The sequence below is a fragment of the Halomonas sp. BC04 genome, assembly GCF_000568385.1.
The window spans coordinates 1-20,437 of sequence record NZ_AZQX01000074.1; the positions used below are offsets into that span (position 1 = coordinate 1).

11 protein-coding genes and 3 pseudogenes are annotated in these 20,437 nt (G+C 63.8%); 5 read left to right on the forward strand and 9 right to left on the reverse strand.

The window, feature by feature from the left end:
• The 3 genes and pseudogenes from Q427_RS05535 to Q427_RS05545 all read right to left on the reverse strand — a co-directional run.
• A pseudogene (locus tag Q427_RS05535) lies at positions 1 to 1,425 on the reverse strand (AfsR/SARP family transcriptional regulator); the annotation flags it as partial.
• Positions 1,426 to 1,457: 32 nt separating this feature from the next.
• A complete protein-coding gene (locus Q427_RS05540; RefSeq protein ID WP_051496155.1) occupies positions 1,458 to 2,117 on the reverse strand; it encodes a tRNA-(ms[2]io[6]A)-hydroxylase in 660 nt (219 codons plus the stop codon).
• Between the two features lie 47 nt (positions 2,118 to 2,164).
• Positions 2,165 to 2,614, reverse strand: coding sequence for a DUF1289 domain-containing protein (locus Q427_RS05545; protein ID WP_043511782.1), 450 nt, complete (start codon positions 2,612 to 2,614; stop codon positions 2,165 to 2,167).
• A gap of 293 nt (positions 2,615 to 2,907) precedes the next feature.
• On the opposite strand from Q427_RS05545, the pseudogene acnB reads away from it, so the two are divergent.
• From acnB to Q427_RS05565, 4 genes and pseudogenes are all read left to right on the forward strand, one after another.
• Positions 2,908 to 5,510, forward strand: a pseudogene (acnB, locus tag Q427_RS05550) (bifunctional aconitate hydratase 2/2-methylisocitrate dehydratase).
• A 345-nt stretch (positions 5,511 to 5,855) separates the two neighbouring features.
• Positions 5,856 to 6,458 carry a porin family protein gene (locus tag Q427_RS05555; RefSeq protein ID WP_043511783.1) on the forward strand — a complete coding sequence of 201 codons (603 nt, stop codon included), beginning with the start codon at positions 5,856 to 5,858 and terminating at the stop codon, positions 6,456 to 6,458.
• 147 nt (positions 6,459 to 6,605) lie between these two features.
• Positions 6,606 to 7,093 (forward strand): annotated as a pseudogene (rraA, locus tag Q427_RS05560) (ribonuclease E activity regulator RraA).
• A gap of 633 nt (positions 7,094 to 7,726) precedes the next feature.
• A complete protein-coding gene (locus tag Q427_RS05565; RefSeq protein WP_043511784.1) occupies positions 7,727 to 9,586 on the forward strand; it encodes a glycerophosphodiester phosphodiesterase family protein in 1,860 nt (619 codons plus the stop codon).
• An 18-nt stretch (positions 9,587 to 9,604) separates the two neighbouring features.
• Here Q427_RS05565 and ggt read toward each other — a convergent pair whose 3' ends face one another.
• On the reverse strand, positions 9,605 to 11,434 hold the full coding sequence (ggt, locus tag Q427_RS05570) for a gamma-glutamyltransferase (RefSeq protein ID WP_081785838.1): 1,830 nt from the start codon (positions 11,432 to 11,434) through the stop codon (positions 9,605 to 9,607).
• A 119-nt stretch (positions 11,435 to 11,553) separates the two neighbouring features.
• Positions 11,554 to 13,923 (reverse strand): phosphoenolpyruvate synthase, encoded by a 2,370-nt coding sequence (ppsA, locus tag Q427_RS05575; RefSeq protein WP_231613440.1) that lies wholly within the window; start codon positions 13,921 to 13,923, stop codon positions 11,554 to 11,556.
• A gap of 246 nt (positions 13,924 to 14,169) precedes the next feature.
• On the opposite strand from ppsA, the gene ppsR reads away from it, so the two are divergent.
• Complete coding sequence (gene ppsR / locus Q427_RS05580) at positions 14,170 to 15,003, forward strand: posphoenolpyruvate synthetase regulatory kinase/phosphorylase PpsR (protein WP_043511796.1); 834 nt, start codon at positions 14,170 to 14,172, stop codon at positions 15,001 to 15,003.
• Positions 15,004 to 15,722: 719 nt separating this feature from the next.
• Here ppsR and Q427_RS05585 read toward each other — a convergent pair.
• From Q427_RS05585 to Q427_RS33395, 4 genes are all read right to left on the reverse strand, one after another.
• The gene (locus Q427_RS05585; protein ID WP_043511787.1) at positions 15,723 to 16,943 is read right to left on the reverse strand and encodes a CaiB/BaiF CoA transferase family protein; all 1,221 of its coding nucleotides are present in this window, start codon (positions 16,941 to 16,943) and stop codon (positions 15,723 to 15,725) included.
• A 254-nt stretch (positions 16,944 to 17,197) separates the two neighbouring features.
• Positions 17,198 to 18,379, reverse strand: a complete 1,182-nt coding sequence (locus tag Q427_RS05590) for an acyl-CoA dehydrogenase (protein WP_043511791.1) — start codon at positions 18,377 to 18,379, stop codon at positions 17,198 to 17,200.
• Positions 18,380 to 18,496: 117 nt separating this feature from the next.
• Positions 18,497 to 19,891 (reverse strand): MATE family efflux transporter, encoded by a 1,395-nt coding sequence (locus Q427_RS05595; RefSeq protein ID WP_051496157.1) that lies wholly within the window; start codon positions 19,889 to 19,891, stop codon positions 18,497 to 18,499.
• Positions 19,892 to 20,191: 300 nt separating this feature from the next.
• Positions 20,192 to 20,437: hypothetical protein (locus Q427_RS33395; protein WP_231613443.1), on the reverse strand; the 246-nt coding region annotated here is incomplete at its 5' end.

The window sequence follows — 20,437 nt, forward strand, 5'->3', positions numbered from 1 at the left end:
CGCCCGACCAGGCTGGGCGGCATGGCATCGCGCCCGCCTTCGTTGTGTCCCAGTACCAGGCACGCAGGCGTACGCGGCCGTCGCTCGCCACCAGCCGCGAGGAGAGCCGCGGCTGCAGGTCCAGCGCCGGCGGCATATGCTGGCTGGCTTCCTGGGAGATCACCAGTTCACTGCCTTCCGCGGCGGTCATCAGCTCGAGGGCACCCTGGGTCACCTGGCCCAGTGGGTCGACCAGTTGACGCTCGGGAAGATAGACCACGCGGCCGCTGTTGAGGCCGGCGGCCAGTTCGATACGCGGCGCCTCGTCGGCACCGCTCCAGTGGCGCGCGATCTCGTCGGGCAGCACCCGACGGCAGTGTTCGTAGAGTGCGACCAGTTCGGCCAGCTGGTGCGCCGGGCCGTGGGTGCCGAAGCAGGCCAGACCCAGACCACCGGTAGCGCCGGGCAGCCAGAACCCACCCAGGTGATGACACTGCTGTTCCAGCCAGCGCATCAGCTCGATCTGCAGGGTCAGGCAGGCGCGGGTCTCGTCGCGGGCGGAGAACTCGCCCTTCACGCGCAGGCGAATGGCCATGACCGAAAGCTGGCGCTGCTCGATCTCGTCCTCCCGCAGCGGCGAGCTGCCAGCCGCCAGGGTGCGAGAGAAGGCGCCCTGCGAGGAGAGTCCCTGCAGGTCGGGATTGCCGTCGGACCAGTAGCGCGCCAGCTGCAGAAAGCCGGGCTCGGGCTGCTGGCCGGAAAGGGCCAGCAGCTGCAGATAGGCGCTGTACTGTTCGTGGGCGGCCGCCAGCTGGCCCTGTTCGGCCAGCTGGCGCACCAGGCGTTCGTGGAAGGGGCCATAGCCCGAGAAGCGGCTGACCAGGGCCTGCAACAGATGGTCGGGCACCTCGTCGTTGCTCTCGAGGATGGCCTCGGAAAAGCGGATCACCCGCTGGCGCCACTCATTGCGCAGCTGTACCAGCCAACGCTGGAACTCGGTGCAGGAAGGCAGTTGAAGCTCTTCGACCAGATCGCCACGGTAGCGTTGAAGCAGCCGCTCAAGGGTTGCGATATCCTTGGGCCTTCGAGGAGCCGCTGGAGTTCATGCAGGTCGAAGTGCCAGCTCTCGGGAAGTCGAAAGGCAATGGTCTGGCGGGATACCACCAGCACCCGCTCTGCCTCTTCTCCCAGCGACTGCCGCAGACAGTGCAGGGCATGGCGCAGGTTGGTACGCCCGGAAGAGAGGCCCTGGTCAGGCCACAGCAACTCGGCCAGGCTGGCTCGATTGATGGGTTGCTGGTGCAGCAGCAGATAGACCAGTAGCGCCTTGACCTTGTCGTAACTGAACTGGTTGAGGACGTCATCGCCCAGTGTCAGAGAAAACTGTCCAAACAGCGCTAGCTGATCCCATTCGTTATTATGAACGTCTTGTGGAGCGTCCTGCATGTCGGGAACCCTGCATGGCGAAAGCGGTGGCCTCAGCCCGGCACACCACTATGAAAACGAAACGCCTTGTCCGGCGTGACTATCAGCTCTGCTTCGCGTTCGGCGAAAAAGGCAACCCGGTCGTCGATCGGCCATGGAGCGAGATGCCGCGCCAACATTAGATAATCCTCGTAATGACGGCCTTCCGACTTAACCAGAGTGCGGTAGAACTTGGCAAGCTCGGCATCCAGGTGAGGAATCAGTCGAGCAAACCGTTCGCAGCTTCGTGCCTCGATATAGGCGCCAATAATCAGAATATCGACCAGCCGAGCCGGTTCTTGAGGGGTAACGTGCCGACGCAGCCCTTCCGCGTATCGGGAGGCGCTGAGATGACGATAGACGATACCCCGACTCTCCATCAGTTTCACTACCTGCTCGAAGTGCAGCAACTCCTCCCGGGCAAGCTGCGACATCTTGGTCAGCAGCAAGGGCTCGTCGACGTAACGATACAGGAGACTCATTGCCGTCGAGGCCGCCTTTTTCTCGCACTGCGCGTGATCGATCAGCAGCAGCTCGGGATTCTCGAGCGCCCAGGCTATCCAGGCATCGGGTGTCGCACAAGGAAGGAAGTCCAGCAGGTCCGGTGGCAACAGGGTCTCTTCGCTTGGCGCTTCCAGCATGTCGGGCATGGTCTCGGAAATGGTCTCGGGCATGTCATTGGCTCGGGTGTGGTGCAATCGATAGATCGGGTGGTGCGTTGCTATGTCTTGCTAGAGCGCTGCTGTTCGGCGCGGCGATGTTCGGCGGCCTCGTTCAGCGCCTGGCTGAGCCGTGCATGTAGTTCTGCGACATCCAGGCCGAGGGCCGCTTTGGTGGGTACCAGGCCATAGCGTGGCAGCGCCTGGATGCGCGTGCGCCCCACCCGCAACAGCTCCACCGCTCGCGAAAGCGCCGGCTGTTCGGGCCGGAAGCGGATTCGATAACGCAGCAGCTGGGCTTCGAGGCAGTCGGCGTCCACCACGCGCAGGAAGCGGCCAGCCACGCTTTCACGCAGCGCATCCAGCTCCGCCATGCGTGCCGCACGCTCGTCACCGGACAGGCCAAACCAGTCGAGGATCTCACCGTCGCCACGCTGGCAACCCCGGCAGACCGGGTCGCCGAGCGTGGTGGAACAGAGCCCCACGCAGGGAGATGTGATGCTCGCAGCCATGGCGCTTCCCACCTTGGTCGATTCCCGGATATTTCGGTGTCCATGGTAACGCGACCGAGTGCGACAGGCACCTGTCGAGGCACTTCAATGTCGCACGATTTGTAACCGCACGAACATTGCGCCGACCAAAGTTCAAGGCGGCCCCCAGGGGGGTCGCCTTAACATTGTCGACAGTTTGGCGTAGAATCGCCGCACCCAGTGACCCGGTTGTTTCACTAGCCAGAGCCGTCATTTCACCGATGCCGATGGTGCATCGGTGTGCTTTGGCCACCACTATAGAAGAGGGCCCCAACGTGCTTGAAGCCTATCGCCAACATGTCGAGGAACGCGCCGCCGAGGGCGTCCCGCCGAAGCCTCTGAACGCCGAGCAGGTCGCCGCCCTGGTCGAACTGCTGAAGAACCCGCCCGCCGGTGAAGAGGAGTTCGTTCTCGACCTGCTGACCAACCGCGTTCCCCCGGGCGTTGACGAGGCCGCCTACGTCAAGGCCGGCTTCCTGACCGCCATCGCCAAGGGTGAGGCCAGCTCTCCGCTGATCGACAAGGTGCATGCCGTCAAGCTGCTGGGCACCATGCAGGGTGGCTATAACATCGTCTCGCTGGTGGAACTGCTCGACGATCCCGAACTGGCCAAGGAGACGGGCGAACAGCTCAAGCACACCCTGCTGATGTTCGACGCCTTCCACGATGTGGAAGAGCGTGCCCGCGCAGGCAATGCCGTGGCCAAGGAGGTCATGCAGTCCTGGGCCGACGCCGAGTGGTTCCTCTCCAAGCCCGCCCCGGCCGAGAAGATCACCCTGACCGTGTTCAAGGTGCCCGGCGAGACCAATACCGACGACCTCTCCCCTGCCCCGGACGCCTGGTCGCGTCCCGACATTCCGCTGCATGCCAACGCCATGCTCAAGAACGAGCGCGAAGGCATCGTACCGGAAGTGCCCGGCACCACCGGTCCGCTGAAGCAGATCGAGGAAGTGAAGGCCAAGGGCTTCCCGGTCGCCTACGTGGGTGACGTGGTCGGCACCGGCTCCTCGCGCAAGTCCGCCACCAACTCGGTGCTGTGGTTCTTCGGCGACGATATTCCCAACGTGCCCAACAAGCGCGCCGGCGGCTTCTGCTTCGGCGGCAAGATCGCCCCGATCTTCTTCAATACCATGGAAGATTCCGGCGCCCTGCCCATCGAGATGGACGTTGCCAACATGGAAATGGGCGACGTCATCGACGTCTACCCCTATGAAGGCAAAGTGTGCAAGCACGGCACCGACGAGGTCGTCACCACCTTCGAGCTCAAGACCCAGCTGATCCTGGATGAGGTGCGTGCCGGCGGCCGCATCCCGCTGATCATCGGCCGTGGCCTGACCGGCAAGGCGCGCGAGTCCCTGGGCCTGGCGCCCTCCGACGTCTTCCGCCTGCCCGAGCAGCCCGTCGACACCGGCCTCGGCTTCACCCTAGCCCAGAAGATGGTCGGCAAGGCCTGCGGCCTGGAGGCGTTCGCCCAGGCATGTACTGCGAGCCCAAGATGACCACCGTGGGCTCCCAGGACACCACCGGTCCGATGACCCGCGACGAGCTCAAGGACCTGGCCTGCCTCGGCTTCCAGGCCGACCTGGTGATGCAGTCCTTCTGTCACACCGCCGCCTATCCGAAGCCGGTCGATGTGGACACCCACCACACCCTGCCCGACTTCATCATGAACCGTGGCGGCGTCTCGCTGCGTCCCGGCGACGGCATCATCCACAGCTGGCTGAACCGCATGCTGCTGCCCGACACCGTGGGCACCGGCGGCGACTCCCACACGCGCTTCCCGATGGGCATCTCCTTCCCGGCGGGCTCCGGCCTGGTGGCCTTCGCCGCCGCCACCGGCGTCATGCCGCTGGACATGCCGGAGTCGGTACTGGTGCGCTTCAAGGGCAAGCGGCAGCCCGGCGTCACCCTGCGTGACCTGGTCCACGCCATCCCCTACTACGGGATCAAGCATGGTCTGCTGACCGTGGCCAAGGCGGGCAAGAAGAACGCCTTCTCCGGTCGCGTGCTGGAGATCGAAGGACTCGACGACCTCACCGTCGAGCAGGCTTTCGAGCTCTCCGACGCCTCCGCCGAGCGCTCCGCTGCCGGCTGCACCATCACCCTCTCCGAGGAGAGCGTCGCCGAGTACCTGAAGTCCAACATCACCCTGCTCAAGTGGATGATCAGCAACGGCTACGGCGAAGAACGCACCATCAGCCGTCGTATCGCGGCGATGGAAGAGTGGCTGGCCAACCCGAGCCTGATGCGCGCCGACAAGGATGCCGAATACGCCGAGGTCATCGAGATCGACCTGGACGAGATCAAGGAGCCGATCCTCTGCGCGCCGAACGACCCCGACGACGCCCGCCTGCTTTCCGAGGTGGCCGGCGAGAAGATCGACGAGGTGTTCATCGGTTCGTGCATGACCAACATCGGTCACTTCCGCGCCGCAGGCAAGCTGCTCGAGAAGCAGCCGGCCGGCAGCCTGAAGACCCGCCTGTGGCTGGCGCCGCCCACCAAGATGGACCAGCACCAGCTGACGGAAGAGGGCTACTACGGCATCTACGGTCGTGCCGGGGCGCGCATGGAGATGCCGGGCTGCTCGCTGTGCATGGGTAACCAGGCCCGCGTTGCCGCCAAGAGCACCGTGGTCTCCACCTCGACCCGCAACTTCCCGAACCGCCTGGGCGACGGCGCCAATGTCTACCTGGCCTCAGCGGAACTGGCGGCGGTGGCCGCGGTGGAAGGTCGGCTGCCGACGGTCGAGGAGTACCAGCGTTACATGGGCGAATTCGACGCCATGGCCGGGGAGATCTATCGTTACATGAACTTCCATGAAATCGAGGAGTATCAGAAAGCGGCCTCGAATGTGATTCCCGTAGCCCAGGAAGCCTGATAAGCTACGACCCCGGAAGCATTATTTCGACTCCGATGCTCGCAACATCGAAGGCCCCCACCTAAAGGGTGACGGCCGGAGCCGATGACCAAAGCGCCCCTTATTGGGGCGCTTTTTTATGCGCGGCCGTTCAAGCAGCATCAATGGCGACGGCGGCACACCTTTCGTAACCTTAGTCAACTTGTGGCGCTCAGGCCCCGAGACTACGTTATAGATGTCGTAAGCGGTCATAGCACTGCGCCAAGGGCAGGTGGTTTTTCTGCGCATCGGTACTGCCGGCGGAATGACCGCATGATAAGGAAAAGCCAAGGATATCAAGGCCAAGGGACATCAAGGAGCAATAAAATGTCGACAAGTAAAGTGCTGACTGCTTCGCTCGCCGCTGCCGCTCTGCTGACCGCCAATGCCGCACTCGCCAATCCACCGCACCAGCCCTATGCTTATCTCGGCCTGGGTACCGGCTTCAGTTCACTGGAAAATGATCGCGACGAGGTCGACAATTTCATCGAGAGCGGAGGACGCAACTTCAGCATCGACGATGACGGCAACGTCTGGAAGGGCTTTGCCGGCTACCAGATCAATCGCTACCTGGCAGCCGAAGTCTTCTATGCCGACCTGGGGAGGGTCCGGCTACGCGGCCAGGACGGTACCAGCACCGACCTGGAATCCACCGCCTATGGTGCCAACCTGGTCGGTCAGTTTCCGATAACGCCCTGGTTCAGCCCCTTTGCCAAGGTGGGTGCTGCCAGCTGGGAAACCAAGGTCGAAGGCAACCTCGGCGATGCCAGCCTCGAACTGCAGGACAACGACGGCTTCGATCCGGTCTACGGTGTCGGCGCCCAGTTCGACTTCAACCCGATCATGCTGAGGGCCGAGTACGAACGCTACGACTTCGATAGCGACTACACCATCGATACCTTCAGCGCCTCGGTCGGCTTTCGCTTCTAATGCCCCCTTCTATCTCGATCCATGACGCCGCGCCTTGTCCCGGCGTCGCCGACTCTTGATGAAAGCTCCGACGAAACGACGACGGTGACCCCGCACGAAGTGTGGCATCATCGCGTCATCGTCATTTCTTCAGGCCAGGAGCCGTCCATGAGCGCCATCATTACACCCGACATCTGCGACGCCCACCCCGAAGTACAGGTACTCGATCCCGTCTTCGTCAACTTCGGTGGCCGCGAGGCATTCTGCGGACCGGTGCGTACCGTGAAGTGCTTCGAGGATAATTCGCTGGTCAAGGAGGCGGCTGCCGAACCCGGCGATGGCGCAGTGCTGGTCGTGGACGCCGGCGGCTCGCATCGCTGCGCCATGCTGGGCGACATGATCGCCGAGCAGGCGGTCGACAACGGCTGGGCCGGCGTGGTGATGTACGGCTGCGTGCGCGATGTCGACGTGCTCGCCGAAACCGATCTGGCGTTCAGGCCCTGGGCACCCACCCGCGCAAGAGCGACAAGCGCGGTGAGGGACAGCGTGATATCCCGGTCACCTTCGCCGGCGTCACCCTGAAACCCGGCCAGTGGCTGTATGCCGACAACAACGGCATCGTGCTCGCCGAAGAGCGCCTGAACCTGGAAGGGTGAAGCAGCACCGGCAACACCGCCGAGGAGGCCTTCGGCCTCCAGTCGTGATCTAAAGATTCCTCCTACAAGATGGTAAACACTTGCGCTGGCAGGAAAAAGCAGCTGTAGGAGGACGATTTGTCGCACGACTGGCGCCGATAGGCGCCTTGGCGGAGGCTGCCGTCGCTAATGGTAGCTGCCAACCTCGGCAACCCCGCCGGGAGGCCTGCGGCTCCAGTCGTGATCTAAAGATTCCTCCTACAAGATGGTAAACACCTGCGCTGGCAGAAAAAAGCAGCTGTAGGAGGACGATTTATCGCACGACTGGCGCCGATAGGCGCCTTGGCGGAGGCTGCCGTCGCTAATGGTAGCTGCCAACCTCGGCAACCCCGCCGGGAGGCCTGCGGCCTCCAGTCGTGATCTAAAGATTCCTCCTACAGCGGTGTGGCGCCCTGGGTGGAAAGAATCACTGTTGGAGCGCTCGGTTCGGCGCCCCGAGTTCCCATCGCGACTGGCGCCGATAGGCGCCCGGCGGAGGCTGCAACGTGGGTGATTATCACCACCCTCGCCCTTGCCTTATCCACTTTTTCAATGCCACTCTAACATCATGAATCCCAACGACTCGCTACCGTGCTGACACCAACATCGCTGGCAATGGACGTGATGCGCAGCCTGCGCGAGCACTTGCGCCCGTTGGTGGCGTACCATCTGTTCTTCACCCTTCTCGCTTCGAGCCTGCTGCTGCCGTCCGCTGCATGGGCCTTGACCAGCCTGCTCGGCCGCATCAGCCAGCCAGTCATCACCAACGCGGAGCTGCTCGACCTGCTGCTGACGCCGTCCGGCATCCTCTGGGCGCTGGCGGCGATCGGCATCGTCTTCGTGGTGCTCTTCCTGCAACAGGCGGGGATGATCCTGGTGGCGGTTCGACGCCGCAACAACCATTACCAGCTCGCTTTCATCGCCCTGTGGCAGACCCTGCATCGGGCGCCGGCGCTGATCGGGCTCGTGGTGTTTCAGGTGGGGGCCCACCTGCTGCTGATGCTGCCGGTGTTGCTGCTGCTCGGCTGGCTCTATGACCTGATCATCGGCGGACTCGACCCGTATTACGTGCTCCGGGTCCGCCCCCCTGCGTACTGGCAATACCTGGCCGCCGCCACGCCCCTGGTCGCGGGCTGGGCCTTCGTGGCGGCGTCGCTCTACTTCCGCTGGATCCTGGCGCTGCCCATCGTCACCCTGGAACAGACATCCCCACTGTCCGCCTTGAAACGCAGTCGCGAGCTGACCAGAGGCAGCAAGGGACGCGTCGCGCTCGTCGTGCTGGGCCTGCTGCTGGTGATCATCGCCCTGCCCTTCATCGCTTCCTGGATCTTCGATCGTATCTTCACGCCCATGCTCTGGTGGCTGCCGGAACGCAATGCGGTGCTGATTCCGGCCATGCTGGGCTACTTGACCGGCTATGTGCTGGTAACGCTGGCCATTACCTTCGTCGGTATCGCTGCCAACGCGCTGCTGTCGGCCTGCCTCTATCTGCGGCTGGCCCACCGGGAGCCCCGCCCCGCCCCACCACCGCCAGACGCCCATCCTGGCCGCCTGGCCTGGGGCGTGGAGCTGGGGGTGGTGATCTTCGCCCTGGCCCAGGCCTGGTGGATCGTCAATAGTTTCGAGTTGCGTGATGACGTGACCAATATCGCCCACCGCGGCAGCTCCATGGCCGCACCGGAGAATACCCTGGCGGCTGTCGAACGGGCGATTGTGGACCGGGCAGACTACGTCGAGATCGACGTGAGATTGACCGCCGATGGGGAGGTCGTGGTCTACCACGATCGCAGCCTGCAGCGGCTCACCGGAGACCCCCGTAACGTCCGCGACCTGACGCTGGAGGAGCTGCAGACCTTCGATGTGGGCAGCTGGTTCGGCGACGCCTTCATCGGCGAACGCATCCCCACCCTGGATGAGACGCTGGAAACGGTGAGGGGACGCAGCACCCTGATGATCGATATGAAGCCCGATCCTGGCGCTGAGCTCGCACTGGTTGAGGCGGTGCTGGAATCGCTCCAGCGAGAAGCGACGGCAAGGGAAGAGTGCCTGGAAATGCTCTCGCCGGCACAATCGACGACCCGCTGCGGGAATCCCGATGTGATCAGCGAAACCCGCGTCGCGGTGATGTCACCGGGCGTCGTCCAGATGGTGAAGGAGCGGGAGCCCGAGCTTCGCGTCACCCTCCTGGCCCAGTTGGTCATGCCGGGCACGCTGGAGCGGCGCGGCTTCGATGCACTGGGCCTGCGGCATAACCGCATCACCGAGAACGAGATACGCCTGGCCCGTGAGCTGGGCTACGAGGTCCATGCCTGGACGGTCAACGACCGGGCTCGCATGTCGCAGCTGATCGACCTGGGCGTGGATGCCATCATCACGGATTACCCGGACCGCCTGACCGAACTGATGCGGGACCGTCGGGAACTCAGCGATGGCGCCCTGCTGCTGGTCAAGTTGCGCAACTGGTTGCGGAGGTGATTGTCAGTCCCCCACGCCTCAGTCTCCCATGACGACGCCTTCACGCCGGGGGTCGGCCCCGCCGAAGAAGCCCTCCTCGGTTTTCATGATCGCCTGGAGTCCGCTTGTCAGCTCACGCCCGCTCGCTTCGTGACCACGCTCGTTCAGGGCTTCCAGCACCGACGCATCGAAGCGCCCCTCCTCCAGGAAAGCCGGCCCGCCAAGGGTGATGGCATGGGGCAGGTCGAGCGCCTCCTGTGCGTTCAGCCCCCAGTCGAGCATCGCCACCAGCGCCTTGGCCGTATAGTGGATGATCGCCGCCCCACCCGGTGAACCGAGGCTCGCAATCAGCTCATCGCTTTCCCGATCGAAGACCAGGGTCGGGCTCATGCTCGAGCGCGGCCGCTTGCCGGCCTCCACCCGGTTGGCGATGGGGGTGCCGTCGGCATCCAGGGGGCGGAAGGAGAAGTCCGTCAGCTCATTGTTGAGCAGGTAGCCGCCTTGCAGGCCGGTACCGCCATTGGCGAGCATGCGCGAGCCGAAGGCTGACTCGATGGTGGTGGTCATGGCCAGGCCATTGCCCGCCTCGTCGATGATGCTGATGTGACTGGTGCCGTATTCCGGCTGGCTTGGCTGTACCGCCCAGGCAGTTTCGATGTCGCCGGGGTTGCCCGGCCGGGCGCCATTCGGCCCCATGCTCTGCTCCTCGATGAGCTCGGCACGAAGGGCGAGGTAGTCGGGCTCGAGCATGGCGCTCCAGCGCCCTCCCGGAGGATCGACGAAGTCCGGATCGGCGATGTACTTGCCACGGTCGGCAAAGGCGAGGCGTGAGGCTTCCAGGAAGCGATGCAGCCATTCGACGCTCGGCTGGCCCTCTTCCAGTGGCGCCTCCAGTGCCGGCAGATGCTCCATGGTTCCCAGGATCTGCATGATGGTCAGGTGGCCCGACGAGGGAGGCGGAAAGCCGCAGACACGATAGGCCTGCCAGTCGGTACAGATGGGGTCGCGCTGCTTGGCGACATAGGTCGCCATATCCTCGAGGCTGATGGCGCCCGGACGATCCCGGTGGCCCTGGACCCGATGGACCAGGTCCTCGGCAATTTTCCCGGTATGCATCGCCTTGCTGCCATTTTCGGCAATCTTGCGCAGGATGGCGCCCAGCGCCGGGTTCTTGAGCAGATGCCCTTCCTCAAGGGGCTCTCCGGCGTCGTTATAGTAGAAGGCACCGCCCAGTGGATCGTCACGCAGGCGCTCTTCGCCGGCCAGGCTGGTGTGCAGCCGATGGCTGACGGGGAATCCCTCCTCGGCGAGGGTGATGGCAGGTGCGAACAGCTCTGCCCAGGGCAGCTTGCCATACTCACCGTGAGCCTTCTCCAGCATGCGCACGGTACCCGGCACGCCAACCGAAAGCCCGCTTGCCGCGGCATCCATGAACTCGAGCGGCTCGCCATCCCCATTGAGGAACAGGGATTCACTGGCGGCCCTGGGCGCCGTTTCGCGACCGTCGAAGGCCGTGACGTCGCTGCCGTCGAAGTGCATCAGGAAGGCACCGCCGCCGATGCCGCTGGACTGGGGCTCGACCAGCGTCAGCACCATCTGCACGGCAATGGCGGCATCCACCGCCGAACCGCCGGCCCGGAGTACCTGGTAGCCGGCATCGGTGGCAAGCGGATTCGCCGCCGCCACCGCGAAGCGCTCGGTCGCCCAGCCAGGCTTCTCGCTGTAGCCGGACGCCTGCTCCGGATCGATGGCGGGGGCCGAGTACTCGAACGTAACGTCAGCAAGGGCGACAAGCGGCAAACCGAGCATGGTTGCGGATACAACGATGCCCAGCCAGCTGCGACGCAAAGAAACTGTCTGATGATCCATTGGAGGGCCCTCGGTAACTCCGTGTAAGAGGTATACAGCATAGGCGAAAAAAGGCCCGTTTGACGACAATCAAACGGGCTCTTTGGTGACTCGGTGTTGTCGCGACTACGCGTCGGTTTCTACGCGATGGTTTCTCCCGCCAGCATGAACCAGGTTTCCAGTACCGCATCCGGGTTCAAGGATACCGAGTCGATGCCCTGCTCCATCAACCACTTGGCCAGATCCGGGTGATCGGAGGGGCCCTGGCCGCAGATGCCGACATACTTTCCCTGTGCCTTGCAGGCCTGGATCGCCATGGAGAGCAGCTTGAGCACCGCCGGGTTCCGCTCATCGAAGAGGTGAGCGACGATGCCGGAGTCGCGGTCCAGGCCCAGGGTCAGCTGAGTCAGGTCGTTGGATCCGATGGAGAAGCCATCGAAGTGCTCGAGGAACTCGTCCGCCAACAGCGCATTGGCAGGCAGCTCGCACATCATGATGACCTTCAGGCCGTTGTCGCCCCGCTTCAGGCCGTTTGCGGCCAGCAGTTCGACCACTTCCCGCGCCTCGTCGGTGGTGCGCACGAAGGGCACCATGATCTCGACGTTGTCGAGGCCCATCTCGTCACGTACCGTTTGAGCGCCTGGCACTCCAGCTCGAAGCAGGGACGGAAGCGTCGGAGATATAGCGGGAGGCACCGCGGAAGCCAGCATGGGGTTCTCTTCCCCGGGCTCGTAGAGCTTGCCGCCGATCAGGTTTTCGTACTCGTTGGACTTGAAGTCCGACAGCCGCACGATGACGCGTTGCGGGTGAAAGGCTGCCGCCAGGGTCGAGATGCCCTCGACCAGCTTGTCGACATAGAAGGTCACCGGGTCGGCATAGCCGGCGGTGCGCATGTCGATGGTCTGCTGCAGCTCCAGCGGCAGGGTGTCGTACTCGAGCAGCGCCTTGGGGTGAACGCCGATCATGCGGTTGATGATGAACTCCAGCCGCGCCAGGCCGACGCCGGCATGGGGCAGCCCGGCGAAGCCGAAGGCACGATCGGGGTTGCCCACGTTCATCATGATCTTGAACGGGATCTCGGGCATGGCGTCGACGGTGGACACGCGACGGTCAAAATCGAGCAACCCTTCGTAGACATGGCCGGTATCGCCTTCGGCACAGGAGACTGTGACGTCACGCCCATCCTGGAGGGTGTCGGTGGCATCGCCACAGCCCACCACGGCCGGAATACCCAGCTCACGGGCGATGATCGCCGCATGGCAGGTGCGGCCGCCGCGGTTGGTGACGATCGCCGAGGCGCGCTTCATGATCGGTTCCCAGTCGGGATCGGTCATGTCGGTGACCAGGACATCCCCCGCCTTGACCTTGTCCATATCATCCGGCGAGAAGACGACCTTCACCGCACCACGCCCGATGCGCTGGCCGATGGCCCGTCCGGTGACCAGGGTGCGCCCCTTCTCCTTGAGGTGGAAGCGCTCCAGCTTGCCGCCCTCCAGTTGGGAGACCACCGTTTCCGGGCGCGCCTGGACGATATAGAGCTCGCCATCGTCGCCGTCCAGCGCCCACTCGATATCCATGGGCCGGCCATAGTGCTCCTCGATGGTCATCGCCTGGCGCGCCAGGGCCATGACCTGCTCGTCGTTGATGCAGAAACGAGCGCGATCCTTGAGGGGAACATCCACGGTGGAGACCGACTTGCCGGCACTGGCATCGTCGCCATAGACCATCTTAATCAGCTTGGAGCCCAGGTTGCGGCGCAGCACGGCCGGGCGACCGGCGGCCAGGGTCGGCTTGTGAACGTAGAACTCATCCGGGTTGACCGAGCCCTGCACCACGGTCTCGCCCAGGCCCCAGGAGGCCGTGACGAATACCGCGTCGCGATAGCCGGACTCGGTGTCCAGGGTGAACATCACGCCGCTGGAGCCGGTTTCTGAACGCACCATCTTCTGGACGCCCGCCGAGAGCGCCACGTTCTCGTGGGCATAGCCACGGTGCACCCGGTAGGAGATGGCGCGGTCGTTGAACAGCGAAGCAAAGACCTCGTGCACGGCTCGCTTGATGTTGTCGAAGCCTTCAATATTGAGGAAAGTCTCCTGCTGGCCGGCGAAGGAGGCATCCGGCAGGTCCTCCGCAGTGGCCGAGCTGCGAACGGCCGCCTTGAGATTGGGGTGCTGGGTGACCAGCTTGTCGTAGGCGGTGCGCAGGTGCTGCTCGAAGGTAGGAGGCAGTGGCGTGTCGATCACCCACTGGCGGATTTCGGCACCCACCCGCGACAGCTCGGTGACGTCATCGACGTCGAGCCGGTTGAGGGCCTGGTTGATGCGCTCGTTGAGTCCCTCGTGGGCCAGGAACTCGCGATAGGCGTGGGCGGTGGTGGCGAAGCCGCCGGGGACTGTGACGCCGGCTCCAGACAGGTTTGAGATCATCTCACCCAGGGAGGCGTTCTTGCCGCCGACCCGTTCCACGTCGTCCATGCCGAGCTGGTCGAACCACAGGATGTAATCTTCCACGAGACCCCCTTGATCTTCGAAGCCTTGTCACAGGCAAATGATGCAATGGTCGACACCTTAACCGGATGTTTCCATATTCGCCATTGGTCTAACATCGAAGTCACTGGAGGATTTTTACAACAGTTGCCCCTTTTCCTGCATTTTTGTAGTGGCTTGTGGACAGTGCACCGAATAAACCACGCCTTGCCCGGGACGCCAGCAGCCCCGACAATGGAAACGTCCCTATCAATGGAAATCGACCCTGCCATGCCACGTACCGCCTTCTTCATTTCCGACGGCACCGGCATCACCGCCGAAAGCCTCGGTCGCAGCCTGCTGGCACAGTTCGAGAATGTCGATCTGCGCATGCTCACCAAGCCCTACATCGACACCGTCGAAAAGGCACGCACCCTGGTCGAGATCATCGAAGCCACGGCGGTACGTGACGGTGAGCAGCCGATCATCATCGACACCATCGTCGATGAAGGCATACGCGATGTAATACGCGGTGCTATCGGATTCAAGGTCGATATCTTCTCCACCTTCCTCAAGCCGCTGGAGCAGGAGCTGGGCACCCACTCCAGCTACAGTGTGGGGCGCACCCACTCCATCGGCAAGGATGAGGTCTACATGGACCGCATTCATTCGGTTCATTTTGCCCTGGATAATGACGACGGCGCCCGCACCCACCAGTACGATCAGGCGGATGTGATTCTGGTTGGAGTCTCCCGCTGCGGCAAGACCCCCACCTCGCTCTACCTGGCCCTGCAGTTCGGCATCCGCGCCGCCAACTATCCGCTCACCGAGGATGACCTCGACGAGAACGGCACCCTCAAGCTACCCAAGGTGCTGGCGGCCCATCGACACAAGCTGTTCGGCCTGACCATCGATCCGCGACGGTTGACGGCAATACGTCACGAACGCCGGCCCAACAGTCGCTACAGCTCGCTGGACCAGTGCACCCAGGAAGTCGAACAGGCCGAGGGGCTCTACCGTCAGCTGCACATTCCCTTCATCGACACCACCCGCTTCTCCATCGAGGAGATTTCCACCCGCATGATCGCCGAGACAGGCCTGACACGGCGATTCTCGCCGCGATAGCCTTGATCGACGGTGGCACACCAACTTGCAGGAGATACTTCAGATCACGTCTGGAGGCCGAAGGCCTCCCGGCGGGGCTGCCAACGTTCGCGGCCATCACCGGCGTTTCAGCCTCCGCCGGGCGCCTGCCGGCGCCAGTCGCGATGGGAACCAGCGCTCCAACAAGGCCGGCGACTACCACACTGTCGGACGAAGCTTCAGATCACGACTGGAGGCCGAAGGCCACCCGGCGGGGTTGCTAACGTTCGCGGCCATCACCGGCGTTTCAGCCTCCGCCGGGCGCTCCCGGCGCCAGTCGCGATGGGAACCAGCGCTCCAACAAGGCCAGCGACTACCACACTGTCGGAGGAATCTTCAGATCACGACTGGAGGCCGAAGGCTCCCGGCGGGGTTGCCAATGCTGACGACAACCACTGATGTGAGGCACCTCCGCCAAGGCGCCTATCGGCGCCAGTCGCGACGCGGAGCGGCGCTCCAACAAGGGAGGGAAAGCCACCCTGTCGGAGGAAGCTTCAGCTCACGACTGGAGGCCGAAGGCCTCCCGGCGGTGTTGCCAACGTTCGCGGCCATCACCGGCGTTTCAGCCTCCGCCGGGCGCCTATCGGTGCCAGTCGCGACGCGGAGCGGCGCTCCAACAAGGGAGGCATTGGCCGTGCTGGAGGAGAAGCTTCAGCTCACGACTGGAGGCCGAAGGCCTCCCGGCGGTGTTGCCAACCCTCTTAGCGAACCACCCCTTCGCGCTTCAATCTGGCGATATCCTCTACCGACAACCCCATCTCAGCGAGGATGGCATCGCTATCCTGCCCAAGCCTGGGTGGGGCCACATCGCTGGTAGAATGCTCCCCGTCGAAGCGTAGCGGGTTGCTCACCTGGGGCACGTCGAGATCGCCACGCTTCAGGGTGCGCTGCATTCCCCGGTGACGAACCTGAGGATCGTCGAAGACTTCGCTGATGGTGTTGATGGGCCCGGCGGGAATACCGCGGGCTTCCAGCTCGGCCAACCAGTCGTCGCGCGTCCGGGTGCGGAAAATCGCCTGGATCAATGGCACCAGCTGGTCGCGGTTGCCCACCCGGGCCTCATTGGTGGCATAGGTGGGATCCGTCGCCCACTCCGGGTGACCGAAAAGTTCGGCAAGTCGAGCAAACTGACTGTCATTGCCCACCGTGAGCACCAGGTAGCCGTCGGCGCAGGCGAAGGCCTGATAGGGCACGATGTTCGGATGGGCATTGCCATGTCGCTGGGGCGATTGGCCACTGACCAGCGCGTTTAGCGACTGGTTGGCCAATGCCGCCACCTGAACGTCGAGCAGTGCCACATCCACATGGCGCCCCAGCCCGGTGCGTTCACGCTCATGCAGCGCAGCGAGTACGCCGATGGTGGCGTAGAGACCGGTGGTGACATCGGTGATCGCCACGCCGGTTTTCATCGGCATGCCGTCGGGCTCGCCACCGATGCTCATCAGTCCGCCCATGGCCTGGATCATGAAGTCGTAGCCGGCGCGGTGGGCATAGGGCCCATCCTGGCCGAAGCCGGTGATGGAACAACCAATGAGCCGGGGGTTCAGTTCATGCAGGCTGGCGTAGTCGAGGCCGTACTTGGCCAGGCCACCCACCTTGAAGTTCTCCAGCAGGATGTCGGCACCCTTCGCCAGCTGGCGAATCAGCGCCTGCCCTCGCTCACTGGCAATATCCACTGCCAGCGACTGCTTGCCACGGTTGGCACAGAGGAAATAGGCCGCCACACGTTCGGGATCGCCGTTTTCCGCCTCCAGGTCTTCGGCAAGCCAGGGTGGGCCCCATCCGCGGGTGTCGTCGCCGCGTTCGGGGTGCTCGATCTTGATCACTCGCGCCCCGAGGTCGGCAAGCAGCTGACCGGCCCAGGGGCCAGCCAGCACTCGCGACATGTCGAGGACAGTTATGCCTTCCAGCGGTCGACTCATTCTGACTCCTTCCACACTCGTCGCTGCGGCGGACAAGCCCCGAATTTTCGGACCATCGAGGAGGCGCTGTGAATACATCCCTGTACGCTACCGACGCCCTGCGGCGCTCTCGCGTCCTGTGCCGCTTGCAGGGCCGGTGCGGGCCATCCCTGCCCCGCCCGTTCGGAGCAGTGCTCCTCACCCCTGGCGTAGGACCTCCTCTTCGGCTTCCCGCCGTCGCTCCTCGCTAGAGGTAGCGTTTGGAGCTTGGCGAATTAGTTGGCGAAGGCCTGGATGCCGGTCTGGGCCCGACCCAGGATCAGGGCGTGGACGTCATGGGTGCCTTCGTAGGTGTTGACCGCTTCGAGATTCATCATGTGACGAATCACGTGGTACTCATCGGAGATGCCGTTGCCGCCGTGCATGTCGCGAGCGACCCGGGCGATATCCAGCGCCTTGCCACAGTTGTTGCGCTTGATCAGCGAGATCGCCTCCGGCACCAGTTGGCCGTCATCGATCATTCGACCCACGCGAAGTGCGGCCTGCAGGCCCAGGGCGATCTCGGTCTGCATGTCGGCCAGCTTCTTCTGGATCAGCTGATTGGCGGCCAGCGGGCGACCGAACTGCTTGCGATCCAGGGTGTACTCGCGAGCGGCATGCCAGCACGCCTCGGCGGCTCCCATGCTGCCCCAGGCGATGCCGAAGCGGGCACGATTGAGGCAGGAGAACGGGCCCTTGAGGCCGGTCACGCCGGGCAGGCGCTGGTCGTCGGAGACTTCCACGTCCTGGATGGCGATCTGTCCGGTGATGGAGGCACGCAGGCTGAACTTGCCGTCGATCTTGGGTGCGGAGAGCCCGGGCATGCCCTTCTCGAGGATGAAGCCGCGAACCACGCCCTCTTCATCCCTGGCCCAGACCACGAAGACATCGGCGATGGGCGAGTTGGTGATCCAGGTCTTGGTCCCGTTGAGGCGCCAGCCGCTGTCGGTGCGAACGGCCCGGGTGGACATGCTGCCCGGATCGGAGCCGTGGTCCGGCTCGGTGAGGCCGAAGCAGCCCACCCACTCGCCGGTGGCCAGCTTGGGCAGGTACTTCTCGCGCTGGGCATCGGTGCCGAAGGCGTGGATGGGATACATCACCAGGCTGGACTGAACGCTCATGGCGCTGCGGTAGCCGGAGTCGACGCGCTCCACTTCACGAGCGATCAGGCCGTAGCTGACGTAGTTCATGCCGGCGCAGCCATAGCCGTCGATGGTGGCACCAAGCAGACCCAGCTCCCCCATCTCGTTCATGATCTCGCGGTGGAAGTGCTCGTGGCGATTGGCCTCCAGCACCCGCGGCATCAGTTTGTCCTGACAGTAGTCATGGGCGGTTTGCAGCACCATGCGCTCGTCTTCGTCCAGCTGATCGATCAGGCGGAACGGGTCTTCCCAGGTGACGGGGGTGATCTGGCTCATTGTGGATTCTCCGTGGCGAATATCTACATTTTGATAGAATGTAGACCATGAGCGTCACGCTGCCAACCCCTGGGCCAGGTTTTTTCTCTCGCTCACCGCATAGCCCTGTGGGTACGCCTAGCTTGATGGCGATACCGGCGGCGCCCGCTCTTGAAGCCGACGATGGATCAACAACCAGGCCACCAGGCCTACCAGTACGTTGGCGATGAACATGCCGATGAAAATGCCGGTGGGGCCTGCCACGACACCGCCCAGCCAGGCGAGCGGCACGGTCAGGGCAAAGAGTCGTATGATCGACAGACGCATGGCCCTTCCCGGCTCATGCAGGGCGTTCAGTGAGGAGACGGCAAGGATGACGACCCCCTGCGCTCCCAGCCCCAACGGCACCCACCACAGGAAGGAGCGCAGCACCTCGGCCATGGCCTGTCCGTCGGCATAGCTGCCTACCAACCAGGGAGCCAGCAATTGAAGCAGAAGCCAGACCGCAAACTGCCAGGCGAGCACGAAGCCGAAGCAGCCGAAGATGGCACGCCGCACCCGGTCGTGCTGCCCGGCGCCGATGTTCTGGCTGACCAGGGGCGGAAGCGTCATGGAAAGCGCCAGTACGGCAATCTGAACGAAGGCGTCGATTCGGGTGCCGACACCGAAGCCGGCCACGGCGTGGTGGCCATGGTCAGCGACGATACGCGTCACCAGGGCGAGCGCCATTGGCGTGAAAACGCTGGTGATGGCGGCGGGGACGGCAATACGCGACAGCTCGCGCCAGGAATCGAGCATCCCCGCCAGGGGCAAGCGCCGGAAGTCGAGGCAGTCCCGCAGTTCACGCTGCAGGAAAAGCGCCGCGGTCATCGCGCCCCAGCTGATCACGGTGGCGAGGGCGGCCCCCTGGACGCCAAGCTCGGGAAAAGGACCCACCCCGAAGATCAGTAGCCAGTCGAGGAGTCCGTTGAGCAAGGCCGCCACCGCCATCATCAAGCCGGGGATCAGGGTATTGCCCTGGGCTCTGAGCACGCTGTTGAGCACCCGGGGCACGATGACGACCGCTGCCCCCAGGTACCAGATGCCCATGTAGTCGCGTACATGGGGCATCAATGCATCGTCGGCGCCCAATAGTCGAAACAGTGGATCGATTGTGGCCAGCCCCAGCGCGGTCAGGAAAAGACCGACTCCAAGTGCGAGCAGTGCCGCATCGGTGGCGCGCCGGCGCACCGTGTCGAGATCCCCCTGCCCCAGCCTTCTGGCGACGACCGCCGAGGTGCCGATTCCCAGCCCGATGGCCAGGCTGATCACCGCGAAGACCACCGGGAAGGTGAAGGAGACCGCGGCCAATGGCTCGGTGCCCAGCCGGGCGATGAACCAGGAGTCCACCAGGTTGAAGCTGAGCATGGCGATCATGCCCCCCACCACCGGCAGGCTCTTGCGCAGCAGGGTCGTGGCAATGGGTCCTTCGAGGAGCTCGCGTCGAACGGGGCGAGGAGATGGCCGATCAGTGGTTGGCGATGAAAGCGTCATGAAGCCTCGAACACGAAAACGGGCACCCGATTGTGCCCGTTTCCTGGAGAAGTGCCAAAGGGAGCACTCCAAAAAGGTCTGCAATACCGAATTGTAGGAGCATCTTCAGATCGCGACTGGAGGCCGCAGGCCTCCCAGGCGGTGACGCCAACGCTGGCGAATATCGCTGACGCAGCGGCCTCCGCCAAGGCGCCTAGCGGCGCCAGTCGCGATGCGGAGTCGGGGCGCCGAACCGATCGCTCCAACAGCTTCTTTTCCTGCCATGACAAGTGACTACCGCACTGTAGGAGTAACTTCAGATCACGACTGGAGGCCGAAGGCCTCCCCCGCGGAGTTGCCAGGGTTCGCGACCACCACCGACGTTTCAGCCTCCGCCGGGGCGCCTGACGGCGCCAGTCGCGATGCAGAGTCGGGGCGCCGAACCGAGCGCTCCAACAGCTTCTTTTCCTGCCATGACAAGCGACTACCGCACTGTAGGAGTATCTTCAGATCACGACTGGAGGCCGAAGGCTCCCAGGCGGTGACGCCAACGCTGGCGAATATCGC

Bases quoted from the DNA above. Each gene is read 5' to 3' on its own strand.
- Q427_RS05540 (WP_051496155.1), bottom strand. From the start codon at position 2,117: ATGCCCGAGACCATTTCCGAGACCATGCCCGACATGCTGGAAGCGCCA.
- Q427_RS05545 (WP_043511782.1), bottom strand. From the start codon at position 2,614: ATGGCTGCGAGCATCACATCTCCCTGCGTGGGGCTCTGTTCCACCACG.
- Q427_RS05555 (WP_043511783.1), top strand. From the start codon at position 5,856: ATGTCGACAAGTAAAGTGCTGACTGCTTCGCTCGCCGCTGCCGCTCTG.
- Q427_RS05565 (WP_043511784.1), top strand. From the start codon at position 7,727: ATGGACGTGATGCGCAGCCTGCGCGAGCACTTGCGCCCGTTGGTGGCG.
- ggt (WP_081785838.1), bottom strand. From the start codon at position 11,434: ATGGATCATCAGACAGTTTCTTTGCGTCGCAGCTGGCTGGGCATCGTT.
- ppsR (WP_043511796.1), top strand. From the start codon at position 14,170: ATGCCACGTACCGCCTTCTTCATTTCCGACGGCACCGGCATCACCGCC.
- Q427_RS05585 (WP_043511787.1), bottom strand. From the start codon at position 16,943: ATGAGTCGACCGCTGGAAGGCATAACTGTCCTCGACATGTCGCGAGTG.
- Q427_RS05590 (WP_043511791.1), bottom strand. From the start codon at position 18,379: ATGAGCCAGATCACCCCCGTCACCTGGGAAGACCCGTTCCGCCTGATC.
- Q427_RS05595 (WP_051496157.1), bottom strand. From the start codon at position 19,891: ATGACGCTTTCATCGCCAACCACTGATCGGCCATCTCCTCGCCCCGTT.